The following is a 21,036-nucleotide window of genomic DNA, read 5'->3' on the forward strand; positions in this document are numbered from 1 at the left end:
TGTCAATCCGTGGTCACTTAATGGCCTAGCCGTCAACAGGATAATGCGTGTGGTTCTACCCGTCACCATAGCGTCTACCTATTCCGCCACCTTGCACACTACTATCTTACCACGTCCAAACCCAAATAAAGTGCCAAAAAGATGCCAAAAAAGTGCCAAACTCCTAGACCAACCAACCCATTTCCTCGAAGCTTATTTGGTCACGCTTAATTATCCCAAGTGAAACGGCTATTTCGGCCACGAGTTCATCCCTGATTCGGTAATAGGTTCTTAGCGGGATATCAACTTGTCTTGCTACCCACCAGTCTTTATTGTGCCTCTGAAAATAACGAAGGTCGATGATTCTTTTCTCATCAACCCCAAACCCATTACTTGCTATTTCTATTTCTCGTATTTTTATCCGGAGTTCGTTTATTTCCTCTGATGTTTCCCAGCGTTTAGAAACGATGTTCCCGGTTTGATCTCCTGGACCGGTATATGCGGGAGCTAAGGAGTATTGAGCCGTGGCACTTGGCATCTCTGTTTCTAGTCTTGCATTAAGAACTGCTAGCCGTTTTTTATCTAAGGGATATTGATAAAGGCGTTTTACTGTTTCATAGTACCAGGCAGGCCGTTTTTTCTTTTCTTCCAACCTTATGCCCCCTTCCCGTTTAGTTTGTTTGCTGACTGCCAGCGGCGCCATAATTAAAACGTCTTTCCCGGTATGAGCGTATACATGCTTTGCCCATTCCAACTGTTGAGGTGTTTTGCCGAGACCGCAGTCCTCAAAGAGTGCCGCTCTCCCACGTTTTAAGGCCCACTTAACAATGTCCCTTTGGAAAGGAAAGAGTTGCCGACTAATGCTTTCAATCAGTACATCAAATCCCGCACTTGTCGGTTTAATCCGCTTACTCTCTAAAAACTCCTCATACCTCATGCTGTTCTCACCGGCAAAATAATGTGAGTATAGCCTTCTTCCTTAAGCACCATTGGATTATTGGATCCGTTAAATTCAACGTACACATTCTCACCTTCCAGCGCTGATAAGCCATTCAGAAAGAATTTTGAATTGGCTGATACCTCTATTTTTTCTCCTTCGACCTCTGCATCGATGCGCTCATTCAGTCGCCCTGATTGACTTCCTAGCGAAGCAACATCGAACTCTCCGGAATCCCCGGATAGTTTAATTATTTTACTTTCACCTTCTGCAAGGATATTGGCTCTCTCAATTACTCCCTTGAATTCTGACACATTGAGATATACCCGGCTTGTCCATCCTTTTGGTATAACCTTCTTAAAATCCGGGAAAGTCCCTTCGATAGTCCGGGTGATGATTCGCGTCTCTCCCCATTCAAAACTCACAAGATTTTCTGAGCCCTTGATGTTGATGTTCCCCTCCGGAACTAGCCGAAGAATTTCCAATGCAGTCTTAGATGGGATAATGGCCGTAAAATCGCTTTGGGTTTCAGTCTGGCGGGAGAATATCGCAAGTCTATGAGTGTCGGTTCCTACCATGTCCAAGGTCCCGTTTGCGAGTGAAAATAATAACCCAGTGAATACCGGCCGTGCAAATTCTATGGATACTGCCGTGATTGTTCGTTTGATGCCGTTCTTTAGAATTTCTGTCGGCAGTGTGGCAATATCAGTCTCTGTGTCCGGAAGCAGCGGAAACTCATCGGGGTTCATGATCGTAAGCTCAACCTGTGAGCCTCGATATTTTATGAGCAGCTTGTTATCCCGCGTCTCACATTGGATCAATCCGTCCGGAAGCTTCCTGACGATCTCCGAAAAAACTTTGGCTGGGATAACAGCGCCTCCCTCTTCCTCTTGGTCGATGATTGTTCGCTTGGTTTGTATGCCAATTTCCAAGTCCGTGGCCGCAAAGAGTAGGTATCCGGATTCGGCTCGCAATAGGATACCCTGCAAAATAGGTGTAGGTGTTTTCGTAGCGACGGCCTTTTGCACTGTGTTGATGCCGTCGAGTAAAAGTGTTTTGTCGCATGAGAATTTCATAGTTTCTCCTCCCTTAACTTCTACGCTCGTATTTGCCCCATGGAACATTTTTGAAAGCCTTTTTGACGTTTACCCATCGCGTAAAGTCTGATTGATATGGATCGGCTTTGTCGTATGGCATAGCAAACGGCTCAATCCCAAAACTTCTGAGCATTTCAACTCGGTAAAGATCCTCCTCCATTGTGGTATCCCAGCCAATGATGATATAAAACATGATTCTGTGCGGTTTAACATGTTTAGTGACAATCTCGATCCCGCGCCGGATATCTTGCTCGTCAGCCAGGCTATCCCGTGCGAAGTGGATTCTTTTTGAGTCCCAATCTTTTACCTGGGCCAGAATTGCGGCCTTTTCATCATCCATGAGCCTAATATCTAACCCCTGGCTGAAGAAGGTCCTGATTTTGTTATCAACCAACCTCTTACAGGTGTGCATGAAATGCTCGTGATCCCCCGTAAGATTGCCGTCCAGCAGCATGAGATGTTTTTGGCCGCGCCAGAATTGGTCAATATCTGCCACTGCGTGCCAACGACCCTCTTTTTGTGGCACGATACAGAATCCGCAATTGCGGATGCACCCCCGACTTGTGAATCCCATAGCGTAGTCAATGCCATACAAGGAGTAATCAGGGTACTGGATTTCTATTTCGTCCTGCAATTTACTTCCTAGGTCGTACCCACTACCCCCCCCCTACCCCATTGATCTAAACGGTTTTTCTTTTCCCACTATCTTCCTGTGTCCTTTAACTGAATTGCAGTGAATACAAGCAGCTTGGTGGTTGTTAGAGTCCCAGAATAGTGGGTCATTCGGACCGTTATGCGCTTGAATATGATCCACACACTCAGACAAGTTAGTGCATCCCGGCAGTTGTAACTTACAGAACACATTTTCAGGCTGGCTTAGGAACCACTTCGAATACTTATACCAGCGGTAAGTATACCCGCGCTCATGAGCTGAGCCACGTTGCCTATCATAACGTTGGCGCTCCTGTTTGGCATGCTCAGGACAGAAACGCTCTGCTGTTAGGTTTGGACACCCAGGCTTAGAACAGTGTCGCAATGGCTTACTCGGCATCTTTCCACAACCCTTCAATCCCGCATCTCTCGCTGGTCCACCGCTTACAATTAGCACAATTTTCCTTGCACCCGAACTCTATCTCAATAAAATGTTTGCACCGTGGCCTCATCCCCGCCTCACTTGCCTAACAGCACCACCGCGACCACGAGTATAACTATCTGCACGCATGAGGCTCTCAATCTCCCGAAAGCCGACATCATCCTCCTTGGCTCTCGGCGGCGCTGGGTATACGTAAGCATAAGCTGTCGATATATCTCCGGCTGCTTCCTCCAGATAATATCTCCCACCTTCGCCATGTTAGCCGGCCCCCTCTCCAAGCAGAAATATAAAGCCCCGGGATCATTGCACCCAGGACTAAAAGAATAAGCACCACTAAGATTGCTAATCGCATAAACTCGCTCCCTCGATTTCCTGCTCAAACTCTTCGGTCATCTTTTGCAGAAGTGCTTGCTGCTCATCGCTGAACTTATTCTCGATCAGTTCTCTGCAAGCCTCTTTGTTAATGACCCATTGAGGAGTATTCATATCGTGCGCCTCCGCCAAAATAGATTAGGTGCCCCATTTGGGACACCTTGCTTGATATAATTTTCGCATTGTAGAAATTATAGCACATAGAAAAGGGATACAACAGGGCACACTTTCGGGCATCAACCGGACATGGTTTCGGACATTTAACCTAAAGCCTCAGCACCAAATAGCATAATCTTAAGCTTATTAACTAAGCGGTTCTTGTTCCTTCTGATGGTTTTTTCATCGCACCCGAAACTATCAGCGATATCCTCAATCGTCATACTGTCCCAGTATTTCATCGGGATAATTTCATAGTATCCGTCATCCATTATGGTCTCAAGCGCTCTTTCAATCCGCAGCACCTCTTGCCTTGTGCGCATCATACTTGACTTCACACTCTGCGTATATCGGTCAATATCTAAGCCATGACTGCCTGTATTCCGGGTTGAAAAACTGACAATGTCTTTTGACCGATTATTCACAGGAGTTGTATAAGAATCTGGGTCATATAGAAATTCTTCGTCCTGTTCTACTTTGAGCTTGAGAGCTGGATAATTGTAAAGCAGGATCTCGGTTTTCCTGAAGTAGTTACGTTCCTCAGGTGACTCGTGTGCCACTGCTTTTGCACTCTCTTGGGCTGCTTTATTTACCGCTGTTTCGATTATTTTCAGAATTTCATTATTTAATTTCAACCTGCTTCACCTCTCTCATTCAAAGTCAAATCCGTCCTAACCCTTGGGGTGTACATCCTCCGGCCCTGGCCCTCTTCAACCCTTTCCATGCTGGTCAGCACTTTGAACAAATTGATTTTCAGCTGCTTGTTAATATCCAAAAACTCTTTCAAAACCCGTGCAACATCCATCTCATCCTTTAGTTGCCGCCGGCGCTGTCTAACCTCTTGCAGGTCTCTGCACAGCCGATAGCCCCGGCTGGCGTCGAACTTCGTAAGCTCTATTTCGTGCAGCAGATCCTGCGTCTCTTCCTCGCATCGCTTCAGCTCGTCAACCCATGAGCCCCAGTCCTTCTCAATGGTGTTCAGAATATCAAGGAAGTTCTTTGTGGTCGTTACTGCGTCCAAGGTATCACCTCTAATCTCCGTTACTAATGGATTCTGTTTTCCCGCCTGATGGCCCCGCCGGTTTCAGCCTTCTGTCTTTTCCGCGCACCAGCATCCAGCCTAATGCGTTCAGGATTCTGGCACTTTTCACAACCCGTCCGGTTCGCTCCCTCCACGCATCACATGTGTACATGCCGTTTCCTAGATGCCGTGGGGCACAGGCGCTATATAATTCGGCTTCAAACTTGAGTTGTTTCATACTTGTCCAGCTCCCTTAGACACGCTTTTATGATTTCCCTAATCGCATCCTGCCTCGCTTCTTTCTCAACCACCATTTGCGGCTTCCCGATCCGGATAATAGTCTGCAGGTTTCGGGCTATCTTGGTCTCAAACTCCTCTTCCTCAATACGGTAGGTTCTCACCGGACCTGCATCCGGCATATCCTTTGCATCTATGGCTTGACGAACGGCGACTTGACCGTAAGACACTCGATGGTATGACATCTACTCGTCCTCCTTCCATCCGGGTTCATTAACCCGAATTTTAGCAGTAATCCCAATTGCCCAACCCAAAATTATTGCTAGGCCTATTCCAATCCCAATAGCAGCAACATTATCCCAGAATGCTTCCGCAAAGCTTTGCGCCGTCATATTCCACCCAAAATAAGCCGACTCAGCTAAATTGAAAATCAAGACTATCAGGATAATTAATAATCCGAGTTTTAAGGCAAAGTGCTTTTTCATTGCTCCATCCCCTCCGGCAACAAATTCAGTACATGATTCTGCCCGCTGGCCAGCGCTAACTTATACTGTGGGCCTAGGTAATCATAAATCGTTGTCGGCCGGCCAAACTCATCCCGGGTAACCAGGTACGGAAAGAACTCTTTCACGAACTCCACAAACTCAAAACTGAGTGCTTCCATCTTTGATTTTAGGTAATAAAACAAAGCTCGGTGCAACTGGTTTCTGTTCTTTTCAGTGATGTTGGGGATGACAATCCGGACGCTGGCCGGTACCGATTGCCTATTCACCTCAACGTAGTTAGTGAACTCAAGAATCAATTGCCCCTGGCTACCCATGCTGGTGAATCGCACATCCTGAATCCCGTATTTATCGAATAGTTCTATAATATCGCCCTGGGTTTTGGCAAAGTGAACTGTTGTATTGGCGTATGGGGCAGGTTTTTCTTTAGCTTTTGGTGGCACGCTGCATACCTCCTTTGATTCGCTCCCAGCGACAATCATCTGTGTAAACGTATAGGAATTTGCCCTTTTCTGGGCAAGCATTGCACTGACAAGCTTGGCCTTTGCATGGCATTTAGCTCTTCGCCTCCTTCGGTTTCCAGTTACGATGGTCAAGACTGCACGTTTCGCAAGGATCACTGCCGTGTTCTTGGATTTCTTGAGCAGTCATGACGTTGTACTGGCATTGAGAACATTTAATTTCAAACTCCGCTTGAGAAATTTCTTCTTTCAGTGGCCCTAATCTCCAGCCATGCTCCATCGACGCGACAAACTTCATCGCCATGGCGCCCACTTGAATAGCCTCATCTCGTAATCTGTCTTTATCCGGGTGCTTTTTCTTCACTTCAGCCCAAAGTTCATCCAGTTCCTCAAGGATCACAGCGTAGCCTTCATGGGCTGAATTAAATCCCGGGTAATTTTTATTTGCTCGTTCCAATTCTTTTAGCATTGCAGCTGCTATATCAATCGCTTGCATCACTTTTCACCTCTATTTTTCTTTTCAAATCGTACAACTTCTTCTGGATACATCCTTTGAATCATACCTGCTAAAGATGTCTCCGGATAACTGATAAGCACATCTTTGACAAGGCATTCTGCATGAAAAGAATTACCCCTAACAGTTTTTTCCCACAAAATTTGCATTTGCTCATATTATCCAAATAACCTTTCTTGTTCAACCGGGATCGGCTCAGGTTTATCTTCGAATATCCCGGGTGACATATCTCCCTCTGTCACCTTACCAAACCGAGTTAGCCTAAGCATATTTGCAACTTTTTCCCGTACCGGACTAAGATATTTTCGCTTGATGTCTTCCCATTCGGCATCGTTCCACTCACCAGGCATCAGCCGGTAACTGTTTTGTGTCAGTGTAAGCTCAGCCCCTCCGCACCGGATTCCGTGCATCAGCCCATACAGCTCCATGTTCAAATGCCAGCAATTCCAAAGCAGGTCTCTCCAAAGTCGATGATCGCCAACCAGGTCTGTTCGTGGATCCCCGGGATGTCGTTTCTTTTCTTGCATATTGTCACCAGCTCTCAAAGGCTTTCTATCGCCACGTAGATCCCCGGTATCTTCGCCCAGAACTTCTCGACAATCTCGCTGGCCACCAGCGCATCATCGGTCCAATATCCTAGGTCTGTCATAACATCCTTGAGCATCTTTTGCAGGTTATCGGTATCTGGCTTAGTGGCTTTATACTCGCCATCCTGATGCTTGTCCGTCAGCGGAAAACACCACTTCACCATCAGCCTGACTGGACCAGTGTACTTTCCCCCTGGCCTATAAGGCGCCAAATAAGCCTGGAGTTTTGAACGAACAGCCTTAAGTTCTGTTGGCTCGTAGAACTGGGGCTTGCCATTGACGCATTTGGCTCTCTTCTCCTGGTGTGTTTTAGTCGGCGGTATCATCGGGACGAAAAATGCAATCCGCATTATTTCACCAGCTTCAGCGACGTTTCAGCAGGAAACAGATTAGCCGGACCCTCGATGCTCTCCCAGTTAATGTTTTCGTCCAGGAGATTAGGTATCTGACCTTTCATGCTGGCCCAATTTACCCCAAGCTTCTCGACCATATTGAACCAGTCTTCGACATCGTGACTTACGATGTCAATCTTAGGCCCATGTTCGCTTTTAACCAACTGGATGTGTTTGAGCTCGTGATAGATTAGCGCCACGATCTGCTGCCGACTCATTAGCGATGTGTTCTCCTTAAAAATCTCCAGCACGTACTCAAAGTGTCGTTTGGTTATCTGGAAGATGATCTCTTCCCACTTGCCAGGCATCTTGCTTATTTGCGCATACACGGTGGCATTGTTTTTCTTGCGTTTGTCTTCCATGTTCTCGATGAAGAGGATATTGGCAACCGGCACATATTGGAGCTCCCAGAACTTTTCGACCAAGGCCTTTGCGATTGGCCGGTAGTCCTCATTTATTTTGTGTTTACCGCCAAACTCTTCAACAACAACCAGATTATTTTGAGATTCCATTTCTATCCACTCCTTTTTAGATTTCTCATTAGCTGCTCTTGTCACGGGATGGATAGGGGAAGGAGTCGTCGTGCGCCAGCTTAACGCACGACTACTTTCCCCCATCCGTGACCCGCGCGTGAGGGACAGACAGAAATGTATATTTATATACGTTTTTGTCCCTCACTTTGTCCCTAAGGACAAAAACGCTAATTTACGTTTTTGTCCCTCATTTTGTCCCTAGGGACATTTTTACGGACAAATACGTGATTTACGTTTTTGTCCCTCATTTTGTCCCTATCGAAAATTGTTAGGGACACGGACAAAATACGTTTTTGTCCCTCATGTCCCACAGGGACAGAAAGTTATTTTTCCGTTTTTGTCCCTGTCCCAGTCCTAGTGACAATCCCTTCAAAAATGGTAAATTCCCCATGTTCACTTAGCCTTCTTCTTGCAGTTTTTTCACTGACGCTCATGTATCTTGCTACTTCTTCGACTGTTACCTTGTCTCCAAAATTACAATTTTCATAAGCAACTTCGACTGAGACCTTGCGTTCCTTTTCCTTAACTTCCTTTGGTTTGCGTTTCCCAATTGCCCTTTTCCATGACGGAACAGACCCTTCTGCGTCGACATCCCTAAGACTTCCAATATCATCCACATAATGTATAGGGTAAGAAAACCATAAATTCACCGGGCTGAACTTCGGGAACTCCCTTAAAGTCCCGTCAATCCTCCACGCTGACCGCTGCTGTACAGCCTTCCTAGCCACGCTGACATCCTTCTGCATAGAATGATACGCATCGGAGTCTAAAAGCTTCTTGCAAGCTTCCAGCATAGCTTTTTCGCTGCATAAATCATCTTGAGACACTTTATCTTCCCAGTCATCAAAATGTCTGTTTAGCCAATCCTTACAGACGTGTGCAACAGACTTATTTTCTTCTTGCTTTAGTAGATCTTCTGTTAATTCCAGTTCTATAAGGTCGAGTAAAGCGTCTGGATCGCGTGCAAACACTCCGGAGCCTGATGCTCGGTCCATGCTTCGCTTACTTCCCTGACTACCTTTACTGTGATGGTGGCAATAAATCACGGCCGCATTCAGTTCATGACATATGATGTCAAATTGGTTCGTAAAGTGGGCCATCTGGTCTGCTGAGTTCTCGTCGCCTGTGATAACCTTATAGATTGGGTCAATGACAATTGCGGTATAGTTCTTCTTAGTTGCTCTACGAATGAGTTTCGGGGCCAGCTTATCCATGGGGACAGACTTTCCACGCAAGTTCCAGATATCAATATTTCCTAGATTCCTGGGCTCCCATCCTAATGCGGTATAAACATCTTTGAAGCGATGGAGGCAACTTGCGCGGTCTAACTCTAGGTTGACATACATCACTCTACCCTGAGCGCAATCCCAATTTAATAACCACTTCCGCCCCTCTGCTATGGCACAACACAGCTCTATGAGCGCATATGACTTACCCGCCTTCGATGGTCCAGCTATAAGCATTTTGTGACCCTGTCTTAGTAATCCATCAATTAGGGGATCTGCAAGCTCAGGAAGGTTATCCCACACGTTGGTGAGGCTTTCGGGTTCTGGGAGATCGTCATTGATCCCCTCGATCCATTCCTGCCATGCTTTCCATGATTCCTTACCAATGTTGGTATCCACCAAGAACTGCTTGTGCCCATTACGCATGATCCCGGGCATCCGGCTTAAGCGCGATGGATTGCGGTTTTGGCTGTCTATTTTTAGACCGTTTTTTTGACATACGGTGTAAAGATAATCGACCCGTTTTCTGTACTCCTCGTAAGTATCGGCCTCCACCCTGACGATGGCATGAAGGCTTTTCCCTCCGGAATGGACTAGGCACGCCACCGGCAATTCCAACTCACGGATGATCGAGTTTTGATGGTCAATATCCATGTTGTCAGACTCGACGAGAGCATAACGAAAATCCGAAACGTTCTCATTCTTTACGCCCTGGCCATCGAGTGGATTGAACCGGATCCATGCACCCGCATTCGGCTTACAGTCTCCAATGACTGAGCCAATATCCCCATTACATTTATTGAGCTGCTGAATTAACTCTCCAGCCGTCCGGTCCCAGCAGCCTTTTGTCGGTAGATACTTGCCGTCTTTTTCCCAGCTCTCTGTGACGTATCCAACGTTTTCCGATGCTTCAAATAGAATCTCGAGATATTTAACCAGCTGAGATGCTGAATTCCATTGATCGGGTTCAATGACTTCTCGGCCTTCTACCCAGTTCTTATTAACGACCACGAGCTCATCTTTTTTACCGATGATAGCATTCCATTCGAGCTCGTAACTGTCATCGGATCGCTCTGGCTTCCATCCCTGGTCCTTGGCCAACTGCACAACAGTTCCGGCAGTAACCGGCTTAGATGCACCGCGAAAACTATCCCATTTCTTGAAGCACTCACCGGCATGGTAACGGCCTACATCACGACGGCTCCAAGCATCCCAATCGGCAGCAGTATGACCTGCCTCTTTTAGGGCCATACCTACGTTTAGCCAGTTCTGGTAATCGAGGATTGAGGGGTCGATATAATTTAATATTTCAAGCAAGTCATACTGCTTATCATTCATGAGCGTAACTCCTCAAATTCAATCACCCAAACTGGGAAGCTTCCACGTTCGCCTTCCTTGCAAAAGGTATAACACCCGCCGCCATTGTTATCATCATAACCACACCATTCAGGGACTTTGACATACCATCTAACATAACGTTGAACAACGTCTTCAATGTTAGGTTTTCTCAGGAGATTCCCGTCACAATATTCCGGTTCAAATCTCCAGTCATTTTCTGAAACGCATAATTCAATAGTCTGTTCTTTTGTAAAAATCTTTGCGTTTGTAACAAACTCAGTACTTCTGCTACCATCACTAAAATTCATGTAGTCAAATTTACTCATATTACGCACCCCATTCAAATGCGCTATTTGTTGTTTGGGCTTCAGGCTTGTATTCATTTGGCATAATATCGTGCGGCACCCGCCACCCATTCGCCGCTATCCGGTCAATAAGATGCTTAGCTGCTTCGAATTGCCAAGAACCTACATGCTGAAATCCCTTACCTTCCAAGAGGCGGATTTGCTTTGGAGTAGTTAGCCCTTCATATCGCCGTTTGTCAAGCCTATCTAGTAGCTTTGCAGCCTTGCCGGCCGATTCGATCTGGTCAGGTAATATCCCTAATTTCTCAAGAGTCTTAACCTGCTTGTCTGAGGGCGGTCCCATTTCCCAGCCAAACGCCGGGACATAACTCGCCAAATCTTCAGCCTGGATACTCATCTCAAACTGTAGAGGATCCACGAGCTTACGCTTACGATTTCTCATTTCCTGCAGTTGTTTGGCCAAGGCTTCTTCACGAGCTGCCACTGCGTCTTCTGTGGCCTTGACCTCAGCCTCTTGGATATCTACCGGACAACCAGCTTCCTCAATGTTCTTGGTCATGATCTCGGCAACTTCCGGAGACTCGCAGATTAAATGAGCTGGATGACAAAGTTCGTGGCGTTCGGTATGCCACAGGAAATCAAGTAAGAGTAAATGATCTTTGCCAGGGTGGAGTCGGGTCCCACGTCCCACCATTTGGCTGTAAAGGCTCCTGATTTTTGTCGGCCGAAGGACAACGATACAATCTACGGCCGGACAGTCCCAGCCCTCAGTAAGCAGCATCGAATTGCATAAGACGTTATATTTTCCGCCTTCGAAGTCAGCTAACACCTGGGCCCGGTCATCGCTGCTGCCGTTCACTTCGGCTGCAGAAAAACCTTTGATGTTTAAGATATCCCGGAATTTCTGGCTGGTTTTGATGAGGGGAAGGAAGACAACCGTTTTTCTGTCCATACAGTATTTGGTCATTTCATCGGCTATTTGGTACAGGTACGGATCTAGGGCTGTGCCAAGATCGCTCGACTTAAAATCCCCAGCCTGGGATCCAACTCCTGTTAGATCAAGTTTCAGTGGTATTGTCAGTGCTTTGATTGGACTCAAGAAACCCTCTTTTATGGCCTTGGGCAAAGTATACTCATAAGCTAGGCTCTCAAAGTATTGTCCAAGGTTCCGCATGTCTCCACGGTCTGGAGTAGCCGTGACACCCAGCACCTTTGCCTGATCAAAATGGCTAAGGACTCGCTGATAACCGTCACTTATGCAGTGGTGGGCTTCATCGACGATAATTGTGTCAAAGTAGTTGTCCGAAAACTGATTAAGCCTTTTCTCTCTCATTAGCGATTGCACGGATCCAACAACTACCCGGTACCAACTCCCTAGACAAGTCTCTTCTGCCTTTTCCGTAGCACATCCCAAACCGGTAGATTTTGATAGCTTGTCTGCTGCTTGATCAAGGAGCTCGCCCCGGTGAGCAAGCACTAAGACTCGCTCACCGTCACGAACACAATCCTCAATTAGCTTAGAAAACACGATCGTTTTCCCAGTCCCGGTTGGCAGCACTAGAAGGGTTTTAAGTTTTCCGTTAATCCATTCCTGCTGTATGGCTGCTTTCGCTTCAAGCTGGTACGGTCTTAATTGCATTAGAACCTCCCAGGCTCAAAACCTTTATTACTGTTCTGGGGACCTTCTTCAGGTTCATAGAATCGTTTGATTTCATTAAAAACTTTTTCTTCTCCCTGATCATTTTTCCATTTGCGAACCCCGATCTTGGCCCTTCCTCCGGAGCCGATCACTTGCCCCCAGTTCATGCTGACCTTTTCACCTTTTTTGCGCTGGCCAATTGCTGTAAAGAAGGAGCAGAGCATACCTTCGGTTATTGAATGCAGGAATAGGTTATGCTTAATAACCGTAACTCCTTCAGGCCCTTGAACCTTAATGTGAACTATCGCCTTGTTGCATGGCGGTAATTTATCACTACCAGCATGTCGGGCTCTCTCGAAATCAATGACCTCGAAATTATAATCACCTTCTGGGAGTGTCACAAATTCCGGACTATCATTCTCAATTTGATCATCCCAATTTAATTCGCGTCCTTCATTCATTTCTTTTTCCTCCTGATTTTTTATTATTTAGGTGTTTATCCTTTTCTTTTGTTTGCCATCCACAAACTTTTAATCCAACGGCTGCTTTACATTGACCTTTGCACGATGTACAAATCTCTGCTATTTCGGCTGGGCGTTCAACTCTCACTCTAGGTTTCTGAGCATACTTTTGCAGATACATTAACTCGATGCGTTCACTGACTTTCAACTCGTACACCTCCTAGAAAGGCACATCATCCCTGAAATCTTTAATCATCTGGAATACTTGCACCCAGGCTCCAACAAGCACTCCAGTGATAAAGTTCGGGTCATAATTTTCAATCGGTGTATTTTTCGGATAGTATCCCCGACTTGATACGGCCTGCTGGATCTCTTCGACTGTTACATCGTTGGCTAGCATGAGGTCAGCTAGTGGCTTTGGTACTCCCTTAAGTTCAACCGTAATTTCTTGCTTTTGTGCGGGTGCAGGACTGACATTAGATCCTCCGGTCGGTGGAATTGATTTAGGCTCCTGCTGCTTTGGATGTTCCCGCTTAACGTCCGGAGATTTTGGTTGTTCATCTCCCAGGAAAGCAACTTCAGATTGGTGAGTTTGTTGAGTTTGTTGAGTTTGTTGACCTGGTTCACTAGGAATGCAATGGGCAATTGCTTTATAATCAAGCGGTAATTTTAGATCCAGTCCGTGCCGGTTCTTTGCGTCCCAGCAAGGATGATGAGCCGTATTTATGACCCGTTTGCCACCCTGGGCCTTGTTCTTTTTGTCGTCTGTTTTGACGACATAGGTTTCATAGTTCGCGAAGAGGACCATGTCAGCCCACTCCTTGACCAGTGGAGCTGTTTTTTTCTGTAGCTTCATCTCCCACCGGTCATAAGCTCCCATCTCATCAGGTTGCTCAAACTTTCTCATTTGGGCGTGAGCAGTTAATACTACATTGATACCTAACTCAATGAGCTCCTCGAGGTAGTTTAGAAGCTTGCCAAACTCTTCGGCCAAGTACACATAGCCTTTGCCGTAGCCAAAGTCCTCGATCCCTCCTTTATTGGCTTTGGCGCATATTTCAATGATACACAGTTGTTCTGCCCAGTCTGCGGTATCAATGATCAGGGAATCGCATTTCTGCGGATGGGCTTTGAAGTATTTGACTTGCTCCAGGAGCATCGCCCAGCTACTGGGTCTTGGTGTCCTTGCTACATCCATGTGCTTAGTGCTGCCCTCGGTGTCAATAAACACTGGATTTGGAAACTGAGCCGCAAAGGTAGATTTTCCGATACCTTCAGGGCCGAAAATTACGCACTTTTGAGCACTGGCGATTTTTCCTCTTGTGATTTCCATTAAACTACCTCCTCCTTATGGCTTCTTTTATTGTTGGCCTGCGTCTTTGCATCAACCCATCGACAGTTCCAAGGAGCATCCCGTTACGAAGACTGGCCGAACGTGAAAAGGTGTCTTTCCCACAGTCACATTTACAGTGCCATAATGCCTCTCGGTTTCGGGTTCCTGCTCTCTCTATAACCGTAAGCTTGCCAAAGCGCTGCCAGGTTAAATCAATAAATTTGCCCATGATATCAAAACTCGCCAGCTTTCCAGGTAGGAGTACTTTGAACAGGTTCCTCTTCACCTACTACATATCCATCAGAAATCACTATGGAACATTCAGGCCCCGTGCTTACCCGCGTTGCTATAGCCTGAAGCCCCTCGGCCTCCAGCCACTGACCGAACTCTTGGAGTGTATCCAGGTCCATCTGCTCAAGCTTGTCAAGTAGGACAAAACCGCAATTAGGATTCAGTTTTCTAACGATGGCAGTGGATACCTTGAGCTGATCAGACCCTGACATGTTATCCCACTTAAATCCGTTATAGGTTAACTCACCATCAACAACAGATAAGCCAGGTAGAGGCAGATCAGCACCATTCAATAAGTCAGTTTTTTGCTTTCTGATCTCATTGATGTCAGCAGTAAGTTTGGCATACTGGTTTGCATAATCGAGTGAATCATCCTCGGCTTTGTCTTTATCGAGATTGGCTCGAACCTTAATATTGATCTCTTCAATATTCTTGATATTGTTTTCCAGTTCTTCTGTGGATTCGTCGTGCAGATCAAGGGCAGACTTCTGAGCCATTTCTAAATCAGCCAGGATTAGCGTCTGCTTTTCTAATAGATCATCTATCTGTCTCTTTATACGATCAGCCTCGCCCTGAAGGTACTGCAAGTTCTGCCGTTTCCGCTGGTTCTCGCCATTCCTCGCAAGGATATCCTGCTGTTGCCTAATCAGCTCTGATGCTGAAACAGGTTCTTTCGGCGCATCCGGATAATACGGTTGCTCTTTGGCAAACTTCTTCTTTTGATCAGCAATTTGGCCAATTGTTGTACGGCGGTTATAAACTTCCTGCTCTTTATGATCTAGTTCGTAAAGCTTGTCACCTACGCCAATAATCTGCAGAAGAGTATTAGCCTTTTCTTTGGGGCTGGCTTGCATAAACTTGGGAAGATCAAGAGCTAACTGCTCCACGAATTCATTAAGGAGCTGCTGACCGCCCTTCTGGCCATTTGGATCGATAACTTTGAGATCACTGTTTTTGCCCTTACGCTCAACAACCAGGCCGTTTGACATTACAATGTGTAATGTCGGTGGAATCACGGAGCCGGCACGTTGCGCCTCAGAAGGGCGATACTTCTCTCCGCCTAAGGCCCAGGCAATAGAATCAAGTACAGAAGTTTTCCCCTGGTTGTTTTTACCGCCAACTATCGTTAAGCCATTAGCAGAAGGCTCGATTTTTACGGCCTTGACTCGCTTAACGTTTTCAATTTCAAGCTTGTTGATTTTAATACTCAAAATGTCCCCATCCTTTCTTGATTCTCAAGGATATAAGTTGCTTCCAGGTCCGCCATGTGGAGTAAAACTGCCAGCGGATACTTTCTGAATGCCTCTCCCATGGCCTGAATCATGGAATAGTCTTGAATACCCGGAGTAAAGCCCCCCATATGCCACCGAATAGCCATGAATTCACTGGTTTTGAGTTTTACATAACGATTAAGCAACAGAGCCGACTTTTCGCCATGTCCATAGGGAAATTGGTCTTTGATGGTGTAGAAAGGTTTTTGGACCCATACACCATTCTCTTTGACATTTCGCATTTCTTGGGTATAGAAGTTTATCTTGCAGAAGTCGTGAGATAAGGCTGTTATAGTGGCGGATTCAATGTTTACTGCTTCCCTTTTTGCCAGACAATCAAAGACGTTTAGCGAGTGCTCCAATAAGCCGTCTTCCCGGGATAAGTGATACTTTGTGCTGCAGGGTGCCGTATAAAAATCGGTAGTCTCCAGCCAGTTAAGCAAGTCCTGGACGCCTTCACGCTTGACGTTCTGCCAGAGTTCAATAAAGCGGGCCTTCATGATAGGCCTCCTGGCTTCTTGAGCCACTCCGGTGCTGGGCCTTTGAATATGGGATAATCCCCATCCCAGTCAACTACAATCCGAACAGGAATGATCAGTTCATGAGCCCATCTTAGTTCGTCCCCGCAACCATCTGACCTCTCCCACGCGCCGAATAACCAGTGTTCATGAGCGTTTTGCTCCATAAGTTCTCTCCCAAATCTAAGCGCGGTTTCTCTTTCCCCTGGCGCATGCTCGTGCATAAAACTGAAAGCATGCAGTGGGCTTATAGGCATAATCCCTATTTTCATCAAGCGCCGGCAGATTACCGTAACCTCGCGGAAGTTCTCAGTCTCATTACCCCTAAAAGGGTGAGAGACGAATATCCTTTTCACCGTATAATCCACACCTCCATCTCCTGCACCCCAAATTCCAGCGCATTCTCCCGGCTCTCTCCAAGATGTCAAATATGTGCCCAAACTTCTCGGCTGATAATTCTACCAACATGAGTTTTGCTTAATTGAAATCTTCTTGCCAATTCTGCTTTGGTTATTCCATTTGCGTATAATCTTCTTAAACTCAAAACATTGTCCTCGGTTAATTTTGAAAATGGATTATCTTCGCCTAACATGTTTCTCCTACCCTTCATTACGGCATCACGAAGATTTTCCGATTGAGTTCCAAGAAAGATATGATCCGGATTCACGCATGCGGGGTTATCACATTTATGACAGGCTTTGATGTGTTCGGGAATAGGACCATGATGCAGCGCATAATAAAATCTGTGAGCAATATAAGATTTGTGATTAGCATGGAAAATACCGTATCCGCCGTTTGCTTTGTGGCCTGTCCATATCCAGCAACTATCTGTCTTTTGTACATTGGACATAAATCTTTCCTCAACTGGCTTTATCAAAGACATTGAATAACATCCGTGTGAGCAGAATTTTTGTTTTTGATCTTTTCGGGCAATGAACGCCTTGCCACAATTAACACATATCCGGTCTTCATATTGGCGATAGTGCTTTTGCATACGACCTCCTATTGTAGAATCCAAACCTCTAGTTGCCTCCGGCCAAACTCCAACGCTCGTATTACCGCCGTCTCATCCACCGACGGATCGCCAAGGTAAATATCCATGTGCCCGCTCCCGACTCCCCTATCTTCAACAACAAAGATTCCGCGGTTAGGCTTGTCCTTGAAGTAAGGAATATAAACTTTAGTTCCAAATGGAAGCTCAGGACCGGCAGCCACCGTGTACCACTCTTCGGTTTTGGTTTGACTTGCTGTTTGCCCATAAGCTGGATCTGCAGGTGTTTTGCCTGTTGACTCTTTGCCGTCTGTGTAACCAGTGCATTCCATCACCCGGCGCTCGATCTGCGGCGCGCCCCGGCTGATCTGGTGCGGGCTATCCCGTACTACTGGAGCCGCTATCGGTTTCTCCTTAGACTCCGGAGCAAAGGCTTGTCCATGGACTGGAACCAGGCTTGAGGCCAACAAGGCCAGAGCCAGGAGGAACGCGCTCAGCATCCTCATCCTTCACGCCTGCAGAAAATGTGGCTTCATCAAACTCCCCAACGGCCTCTCGGGCACAAAGTCAGGCCGCCCTTTTTCGTAGTACCTCATCCGCGGAATCTTGTTCCCGCCCAGCTGCTTGCACTCAGCGCCGTGGAAAACTTCGCATGCTTGGGCATAATACCGGCAGCCGCTATCCCGGCATTGTTGGCGCTTCTGGCGTTCACTTTTGGTCATCGTCACCGATCCCTCCTGGCTGCCAATGAATCAATGCACTCTCGGCAAACCTGCTTCCCTCTGATCTCTACAAGATGCTCGACATTACCACAAAGCACACAACCGGGCTGATATTTCTTGAGGATGATTTGATCGTCCTGAGTAAAGGCCTCAAGTGGATCGCCTTCTTCAATCCCCAGGGTGCGCCGAAGCTCTTTAGCGATAACAATTCTTCCAAGATCGTCAATGCGACGAATTATGCCTGTAGCTTTCATCTGTTTTCGTCTCCTCTCTTTAAGGGGCAATAACTCCGGCCCATAGGAACCGGCGTATGGCTTTGAGGTAAATCCGGAAATCCCGGACCGTCCCACTGAAGCTGTCTAGGACGATCTGGTTATGATATGGTATATTTTCGGTCGAGTATGCTATACTATTGTCAAGAGTAATTTTTTCTAGGTCCGTTTGGCTTTGCAGAGTCAGCGGACCGTTTTGTTTTACGGGAATTGTGTAGCCGCAGTTCGGGCAGGTCCAGTCCAATTCTTGAGCAGAGGAATGGAATGTTTGCCCGCAGTGTGGGCATGTGCGATGTTGCATGGTTGTTGCCTCCTTATTCTCCTTTGCATCGTATCAGTGTTAGGCTTTACTCCAAAATACTCTACCAATGAAGCGCGGCAAGTTTATTTTTAACTTCAACGGGTGGAAATAAAAAACGTATGTTTCACGCCCACCTTTTGCAGCTTGCTTATCGCTGGCATATCGAATGACTTTGCTTACCATTACAACTCACCTCCCCTCCCTACGCCACTCTCTGCATCACAATCCAACATCTCACCGCGATCTCGACCGCTTCGCCGGGGCTTGTCCTCTGCTTATAGCCCACGCGATTGACCATGATGTCTAAAGTCGTGAGCTCCATGATCTCGCGGAATTCGCGGTCCGTGAGCTTGCTAAGTCAGGATTCAAGGAGTTTGCGGAGCATTGAGTTCATCCTCCTTAAGCCATCTGATACAGCATTGCAACTCTTTATTTCCCTCGCATACAAAGTTGTCAGCTACGCTACAGTCGCTCTTGCAATATTTGTCTGTAATATCTCGGCTAATAATCTGTTCTGCTACTTCCGCGATTGACATAGCCTTGATTCGTTCGAACCTGGTCAACTCGTTTCTTCCTCCTTCAACTCAGCAATCTCAGTCACCATTTGCCTGATGTCATTCCGGAGCATCCGTAAATACTCAGTTAGCATTGTAGGTTCATCTAATGCACTTTGTCCTGCGGCCTTTGCAGCCTTGAGGTCATCCATCAATTGATCTCGTTCCTTGGCTGTGATAGCTTCCCAGCCGTAAGCTTCCTGGATTTCGTCCTCGGTTTCGTAGTCACTCAGGACGGCTGTTCTTTTTTCGATTTTGGCAATCTCCTTGGCCCGCTTGGCTATTGCTTTGCCTTGGAGCTTTTCGAGTTCTGCTAAGTACATCTCAAGCGCTTTAAGGTTTGCTGGCGGTGTTTCTCTTTGCATTAAGCTTTCACCTCATTCCCGGCTTTATTTCTTCGCAATAATCACAATCCTGGCAATTGTAATCACAGTCACCAAGACCATCCGTTATGTCCTTAGCATCTGAGCACCAGCAGCCGTAGTAGTTGCACCATTTATGCATTTTGGCTTATCACCTCCGATTTTCTAAAAGAGCAACCGCATGTATAAAATAGTCTAAATCTACAGGCGCCCCACCAGCATTTAAGAAATCTTCAATGATACTGAAAACCGTATCGTCAAACCCTGGTATCCTAGCGCATAGATCGGGCCTTATCTTCATGGCCTTGATAGCCCCGGCAAAAGGCGGAGGTATCTTCGCATCGCCAAGCGACCGTTCAAAATAATCGGCGATTTCGGCATAGTTTGTCATCATTTAACCTCTTCTTGTTTCAGCCAATTAAGGCAGCATTCGTAGCAATTAGCAGTATCGGATTTTGTGCACTCGATATCTGCTAAGCCCATTTCATTGGGGCACATAATAGTAACTGCCATCTCCTCAATAGACATGCTCTTAATCAGCTCATAGTTTGTCATACTGGCTTCTACCTCCCTTAGATGCTTGTCCACCTACACCGGCCACCGCTTCGGCTCCCGGCGTATCGTCCGCCCGGCGGCAAAATACGTCGCGTTCCAGTGCCGGCCATACCGCTCCTCGCGGATCCGGCGGACGCTCTCCTGGATGCGCTGGTCGCCGATCAGCGCGCGGAGCGCGGTGCGAAGGAGGTTCTTGATGTTCATATCTTTATTCTCCTTTCTCTCCTACCTGGGGAATCTCGAGCAGCCACTCTCCTCCATCCAGTCGCATGCTGCCTGGCACTCGTTGCATGGCAGGATGCGCTCTCCGCACTCCGGGCAGAGTGACGCGCGGTAAGCCGGAATTTCAACTTCGATCATGCAGTTCGAGCACACCTCAAGGGTCTTGCGTTCCGGTTCCGCCGTAACCATGGCATGCACAGCTTCACGAAGGGCTGCCTTTGCTTCCCAGTCCAGGTTGATACCCCACTTTTCGAGCCAGGATTCTAGCGGGGATTTAGGGGTTTGTTCTGCCACCGATATCACCTCACTTTTTGACAGGGTTTTCCTCTTTCGCGTCGAAATGGTAGTTGTCCAGACTATCATCTTTTGACGAAGGGAGGTGCCTCTTATGCCAAGTACTGGCGAAAAACCAGGTAAAGGAAGTTATCAGTGCACTAAATGCGGCCAAATTATAAGACTGGATGACAACACTGATACCCTACCGCCATGCCCAAGATGCAATGGGACAAACTTTAGAAAAATAGGCTAGTCTCGCTGGAAGGGTGTTCTATTATAAGGATTTTTGGATCCTGTGGAAGAACACTCTTCCTAACCACATCCACCACCTGGAAGTAAATCGCCCTTGCTCTGTGCTGTACTGGCTTAGATATTTGCGCGGTATAAGTTGCCCTGTTTTCATGCTTTCTCGCCTCCTTTCCCTCTAAGCTATCCGCTTGCGCCTCAGCCGCTCGTAATACTCGCTGAGCGTCTGTTTGCGCTGTTCGTAATTTGGTATTGCCAGGATGAGGCCGAT

The 21,036-nt window shown here is 46.8% G+C and carries 37 protein-coding genes; 1 reads left to right on the plus strand and 36 read right to left on the minus strand.

Going from position 1 to position 21,036, the window contains the following annotated elements; all coding sequences use genetic code 11:
* Nucleotides 1-163 precede the first annotated feature (163 nt).
* The 36 genes from ACYQ2N_RS00220 to ACYQ2N_RS00390 all read right to left on the minus strand — a co-directional run bounded on the left by ACYQ2N_RS00220 (nucleotide 164) and on the right by ACYQ2N_RS00390 (nucleotide 20,537).
* Nucleotides 164-916: a DEAD/DEAH box helicase family protein gene (locus tag ACYQ2N_RS00220; protein ID WP_459996715.1), complete on the minus strand. Its 753-nt coding sequence runs from the start codon at nucleotides 914-916 to the stop codon at nucleotides 164-166.
* On the minus strand, nucleotides 913-1,992 hold the full coding sequence (dnaN, locus tag ACYQ2N_RS00225; RefSeq protein ID WP_459996716.1) for a DNA polymerase III subunit beta: 1,080 nt from the start codon (nucleotides 1,990-1,992) through the stop codon (nucleotides 913-915). Before dnaN ends, ACYQ2N_RS00220 begins: the two co-directional genes overlap by 4 nt.
* Nucleotides 1,993-2,005: 13 nt before the next feature.
* Nucleotides 2,006-2,647 carry a radical SAM protein gene (locus ACYQ2N_RS00230; protein WP_459996718.1) on the minus strand — a complete coding sequence of 214 codons (642 nt, stop codon included), beginning with the start codon at nucleotides 2,645-2,647 and terminating at the stop codon, nucleotides 2,006-2,008.
* A gap of 33 nt (nucleotides 2,648-2,680) precedes the next feature.
* Nucleotides 2,681-3,064: an HNH endonuclease gene (locus ACYQ2N_RS23110; protein ID WP_488199450.1), complete on the minus strand. Its 384-nt coding sequence runs from the start codon at nucleotides 3,062-3,064 to the stop codon at nucleotides 2,681-2,683.
* A gap of 384 nt (nucleotides 3,065-3,448) precedes the next feature.
* Nucleotides 3,449-3,592: a hypothetical protein gene (locus tag ACYQ2N_RS00235; protein ID WP_459996720.1), complete on the minus strand. Its 144-nt coding sequence runs from the start codon at nucleotides 3,590-3,592 to the stop codon at nucleotides 3,449-3,451.
* A 146-nt stretch (nucleotides 3,593-3,738) separates the two neighbouring features.
* Nucleotides 3,739-4,269: a sigma-70 RNA polymerase sigma factor region 4 domain-containing protein gene (locus ACYQ2N_RS00240; protein WP_459996722.1), complete on the minus strand. Its 531-nt coding sequence runs from the start codon at nucleotides 4,267-4,269 to the stop codon at nucleotides 3,739-3,741.
* Nucleotides 4,266-4,655, minus strand: a complete 390-nt coding sequence (locus tag ACYQ2N_RS00245; RefSeq protein ID WP_459996725.1) for a hypothetical protein — start codon at nucleotides 4,653-4,655, stop codon at nucleotides 4,266-4,268. Before ACYQ2N_RS00245 ends, ACYQ2N_RS00240 begins: the two co-directional genes overlap by 4 nt.
* Before the next feature lie 10 nt (nucleotides 4,656-4,665).
* Entirely contained in the window at nucleotides 4,666-4,893 is a 228-nt protein-coding gene (locus tag ACYQ2N_RS00250; RefSeq protein ID WP_459996728.1) for a hypothetical protein, read from the minus strand.
* Complete coding sequence (locus ACYQ2N_RS00255) at nucleotides 4,874-5,137, minus strand: hypothetical protein (protein ID WP_459996729.1); 264 nt, start codon at nucleotides 5,135-5,137, stop codon at nucleotides 4,874-4,876. Before ACYQ2N_RS00255 ends, ACYQ2N_RS00250 begins: the two co-directional genes overlap by 20 nt.
* On the minus strand, nucleotides 5,138-5,377 hold the full coding sequence (locus ACYQ2N_RS00260; protein ID WP_459996731.1) for a hypothetical protein: 240 nt from the start codon (nucleotides 5,375-5,377) through the stop codon (nucleotides 5,138-5,140).
* Nucleotides 5,374-5,838: a hypothetical protein gene (locus ACYQ2N_RS00265; protein ID WP_459996732.1), complete on the minus strand. Its 465-nt coding sequence runs from the start codon at nucleotides 5,836-5,838 to the stop codon at nucleotides 5,374-5,376. Before ACYQ2N_RS00265 ends, ACYQ2N_RS00260 begins: the two co-directional genes overlap by 4 nt.
* A gap of 112 nt (nucleotides 5,839-5,950) precedes the next feature.
* On the minus strand, nucleotides 5,951-6,352 hold the full coding sequence (locus ACYQ2N_RS00270; RefSeq protein ID WP_459996733.1) for a hypothetical protein: 402 nt from the start codon (nucleotides 6,350-6,352) through the stop codon (nucleotides 5,951-5,953).
* Nucleotides 6,353-6,528: 176 nt separating this feature from the next.
* Nucleotides 6,529-6,897, minus strand: coding sequence for a hypothetical protein (locus ACYQ2N_RS00275; protein ID WP_459996734.1), 369 nt, complete (start codon nucleotides 6,895-6,897; stop codon nucleotides 6,529-6,531).
* A gap of 14 nt (nucleotides 6,898-6,911) precedes the next feature.
* Nucleotides 6,912-7,307 (minus strand): RusA family crossover junction endodeoxyribonuclease, encoded by a 396-nt coding sequence (locus tag ACYQ2N_RS00280; RefSeq protein ID WP_459996735.1) that lies wholly within the window; start codon nucleotides 7,305-7,307, stop codon nucleotides 6,912-6,914.
* Complete coding sequence (locus ACYQ2N_RS00285; RefSeq protein WP_459996737.1) at nucleotides 7,307-7,861, minus strand: putative metallopeptidase; 555 nt, start codon at nucleotides 7,859-7,861, stop codon at nucleotides 7,307-7,309. Before ACYQ2N_RS00285 ends, ACYQ2N_RS00280 begins: the two co-directional genes overlap by 1 nt.
* Nucleotides 7,862-8,205: 344 nt before the next feature.
* A complete protein-coding gene (locus ACYQ2N_RS00290) occupies nucleotides 8,206-10,446 on the minus strand; it encodes an AAA family ATPase (RefSeq protein WP_459996739.1) in 2,241 nt (746 codons plus the stop codon).
* Nucleotides 10,443-10,772 (minus strand): hypothetical protein, encoded by a 330-nt coding sequence (locus ACYQ2N_RS00295; RefSeq protein ID WP_459996741.1) that lies wholly within the window; start codon nucleotides 10,770-10,772, stop codon nucleotides 10,443-10,445. Before ACYQ2N_RS00295 ends, ACYQ2N_RS00290 begins: the two co-directional genes overlap by 4 nt.
* Before the next feature lies 1 nt (nucleotide 10,773).
* Entirely contained in the window at nucleotides 10,774-12,390 is a 1,617-nt protein-coding gene (locus ACYQ2N_RS00300) for a DEAD/DEAH box helicase (protein ID WP_459996743.1), read from the minus strand.
* The gene (locus ACYQ2N_RS00305; protein WP_459996745.1) at nucleotides 12,390-12,851 is read right to left on the minus strand and encodes a DUF669 domain-containing protein; all 462 of its coding nucleotides are present in this window, start codon (nucleotides 12,849-12,851) and stop codon (nucleotides 12,390-12,392) included. Before ACYQ2N_RS00305 ends, ACYQ2N_RS00300 begins: the two co-directional genes overlap by 1 nt.
* Nucleotides 12,844-13,059 carry a hypothetical protein gene (locus ACYQ2N_RS00310; protein WP_459996747.1) on the minus strand — a complete coding sequence of 72 codons (216 nt, stop codon included), beginning with the start codon at nucleotides 13,057-13,059 and terminating at the stop codon, nucleotides 12,844-12,846. The genes ACYQ2N_RS00305 and ACYQ2N_RS00310 overlap by 8 nt, the downstream gene beginning before the upstream one ends.
* 12 nt (nucleotides 13,060-13,071) lie before the next feature.
* Nucleotides 13,072-14,184, minus strand: coding sequence for an ATP-binding protein (locus ACYQ2N_RS00315; RefSeq protein WP_459996749.1), 1,113 nt, complete (start codon nucleotides 14,182-14,184; stop codon nucleotides 13,072-13,074).
* Between the two features lie 233 nt (nucleotides 14,185-14,417).
* Complete coding sequence (locus ACYQ2N_RS00320; protein WP_459996751.1) at nucleotides 14,418-15,686, minus strand: AAA family ATPase; 1,269 nt, start codon at nucleotides 15,684-15,686, stop codon at nucleotides 14,418-14,420.
* Nucleotides 15,683-16,246, minus strand: a complete 564-nt coding sequence (locus ACYQ2N_RS00325; protein ID WP_459996753.1) for a hydrolase — start codon at nucleotides 16,244-16,246, stop codon at nucleotides 15,683-15,685. Before ACYQ2N_RS00325 ends, ACYQ2N_RS00320 begins: the two co-directional genes overlap by 4 nt.
* Nucleotides 16,243-16,632 carry a DUF7768 domain-containing protein gene (locus ACYQ2N_RS00330; RefSeq protein WP_459996755.1) on the minus strand — a complete coding sequence of 130 codons (390 nt, stop codon included), beginning with the start codon at nucleotides 16,630-16,632 and terminating at the stop codon, nucleotides 16,243-16,245. The genes ACYQ2N_RS00325 and ACYQ2N_RS00330 overlap by 4 nt, the downstream gene beginning before the upstream one ends.
* A 56-nt stretch (nucleotides 16,633-16,688) precedes the next feature.
* Complete coding sequence (locus ACYQ2N_RS00335; protein WP_459996757.1) at nucleotides 16,689-17,258, minus strand: HNH endonuclease; 570 nt, start codon at nucleotides 17,256-17,258, stop codon at nucleotides 16,689-16,691.
* Between the two features lie 8 nt (nucleotides 17,259-17,266).
* A complete protein-coding gene (locus ACYQ2N_RS00340) occupies nucleotides 17,267-17,755 on the minus strand; it encodes a 3D domain-containing protein (RefSeq protein WP_459996759.1) in 489 nt (162 codons plus the stop codon).
* A 9-nt stretch (nucleotides 17,756-17,764) separates the two neighbouring features.
* Nucleotides 17,765-17,977: a hypothetical protein gene (locus ACYQ2N_RS00345; protein ID WP_459996761.1), complete on the minus strand. Its 213-nt coding sequence runs from the start codon at nucleotides 17,975-17,977 to the stop codon at nucleotides 17,765-17,767.
* Nucleotides 17,978-17,979: 2 nt separating this feature from the next.
* Nucleotides 17,980-18,231: an AbrB/MazE/SpoVT family DNA-binding domain-containing protein gene (locus tag ACYQ2N_RS00350; RefSeq protein ID WP_459996762.1), complete on the minus strand. Its 252-nt coding sequence runs from the start codon at nucleotides 18,229-18,231 to the stop codon at nucleotides 17,980-17,982.
* Between the two features lie 19 nt (nucleotides 18,232-18,250).
* Entirely contained in the window at nucleotides 18,251-18,550 is a 300-nt protein-coding gene (locus tag ACYQ2N_RS00355; RefSeq protein ID WP_459996764.1) for a CpXC domain-containing protein, read from the minus strand.
* A gap of 39 nt (nucleotides 18,551-18,589) precedes the next feature.
* On the minus strand, nucleotides 18,590-18,733 hold the full coding sequence (locus ACYQ2N_RS00360; RefSeq protein WP_459996766.1) for a hypothetical protein: 144 nt from the start codon (nucleotides 18,731-18,733) through the stop codon (nucleotides 18,590-18,592).
* A gap of 182 nt (nucleotides 18,734-18,915) precedes the next feature.
* Nucleotides 18,916-19,113: a hypothetical protein gene (locus ACYQ2N_RS00365; protein WP_459996768.1), complete on the minus strand. Its 198-nt coding sequence runs from the start codon at nucleotides 19,111-19,113 to the stop codon at nucleotides 18,916-18,918.
* Nucleotides 19,110-19,469 carry a hypothetical protein gene (locus tag ACYQ2N_RS00370; RefSeq protein ID WP_459996770.1) on the minus strand — a complete coding sequence of 120 codons (360 nt, stop codon included), beginning with the start codon at nucleotides 19,467-19,469 and terminating at the stop codon, nucleotides 19,110-19,112. The genes ACYQ2N_RS00365 and ACYQ2N_RS00370 overlap by 4 nt, the downstream gene beginning before the upstream one ends.
* Before the next feature lie 148 nt (nucleotides 19,470-19,617).
* Nucleotides 19,618-19,857, minus strand: coding sequence for a hypothetical protein (locus ACYQ2N_RS00375; protein WP_459996772.1), 240 nt, complete (start codon nucleotides 19,855-19,857; stop codon nucleotides 19,618-19,620).
* Entirely contained in the window at nucleotides 19,857-20,021 is a 165-nt protein-coding gene (locus tag ACYQ2N_RS00380; RefSeq protein ID WP_459996774.1) for a hypothetical protein, read from the minus strand. The genes ACYQ2N_RS00375 and ACYQ2N_RS00380 overlap by 1 nt, the downstream gene beginning before the upstream one ends.
* Nucleotides 20,022-20,054: 33 nt before the next feature.
* Nucleotides 20,055-20,225, minus strand: coding sequence for a hypothetical protein (locus ACYQ2N_RS00385; protein ID WP_459996777.1), 171 nt, complete (start codon nucleotides 20,223-20,225; stop codon nucleotides 20,055-20,057).
* Nucleotides 20,226-20,246: 21 nt separating this feature from the next.
* Nucleotides 20,247-20,537: an Rpo12/RPC10 RNA polymerase subunit family protein gene (locus ACYQ2N_RS00390; protein ID WP_459996779.1), complete on the minus strand. Its 291-nt coding sequence runs from the start codon at nucleotides 20,535-20,537 to the stop codon at nucleotides 20,247-20,249.
* 94 nt (nucleotides 20,538-20,631) lie between these two features.
* Here ACYQ2N_RS00390 and ACYQ2N_RS00395 point away from each other — a divergent pair, with 94 nt between their 5' ends.
* Nucleotides 20,632-20,772, plus strand: coding sequence for a zinc ribbon-containing protein (locus ACYQ2N_RS00395; protein ID WP_459996780.1), 141 nt, complete (start codon nucleotides 20,632-20,634; stop codon nucleotides 20,770-20,772).
* The last annotated feature ends 264 nt before the right edge of the window (nucleotides 20,773-21,036 follow it).

This window comes from Paradesulfitobacterium aromaticivorans, from assembly GCF_054657415.1.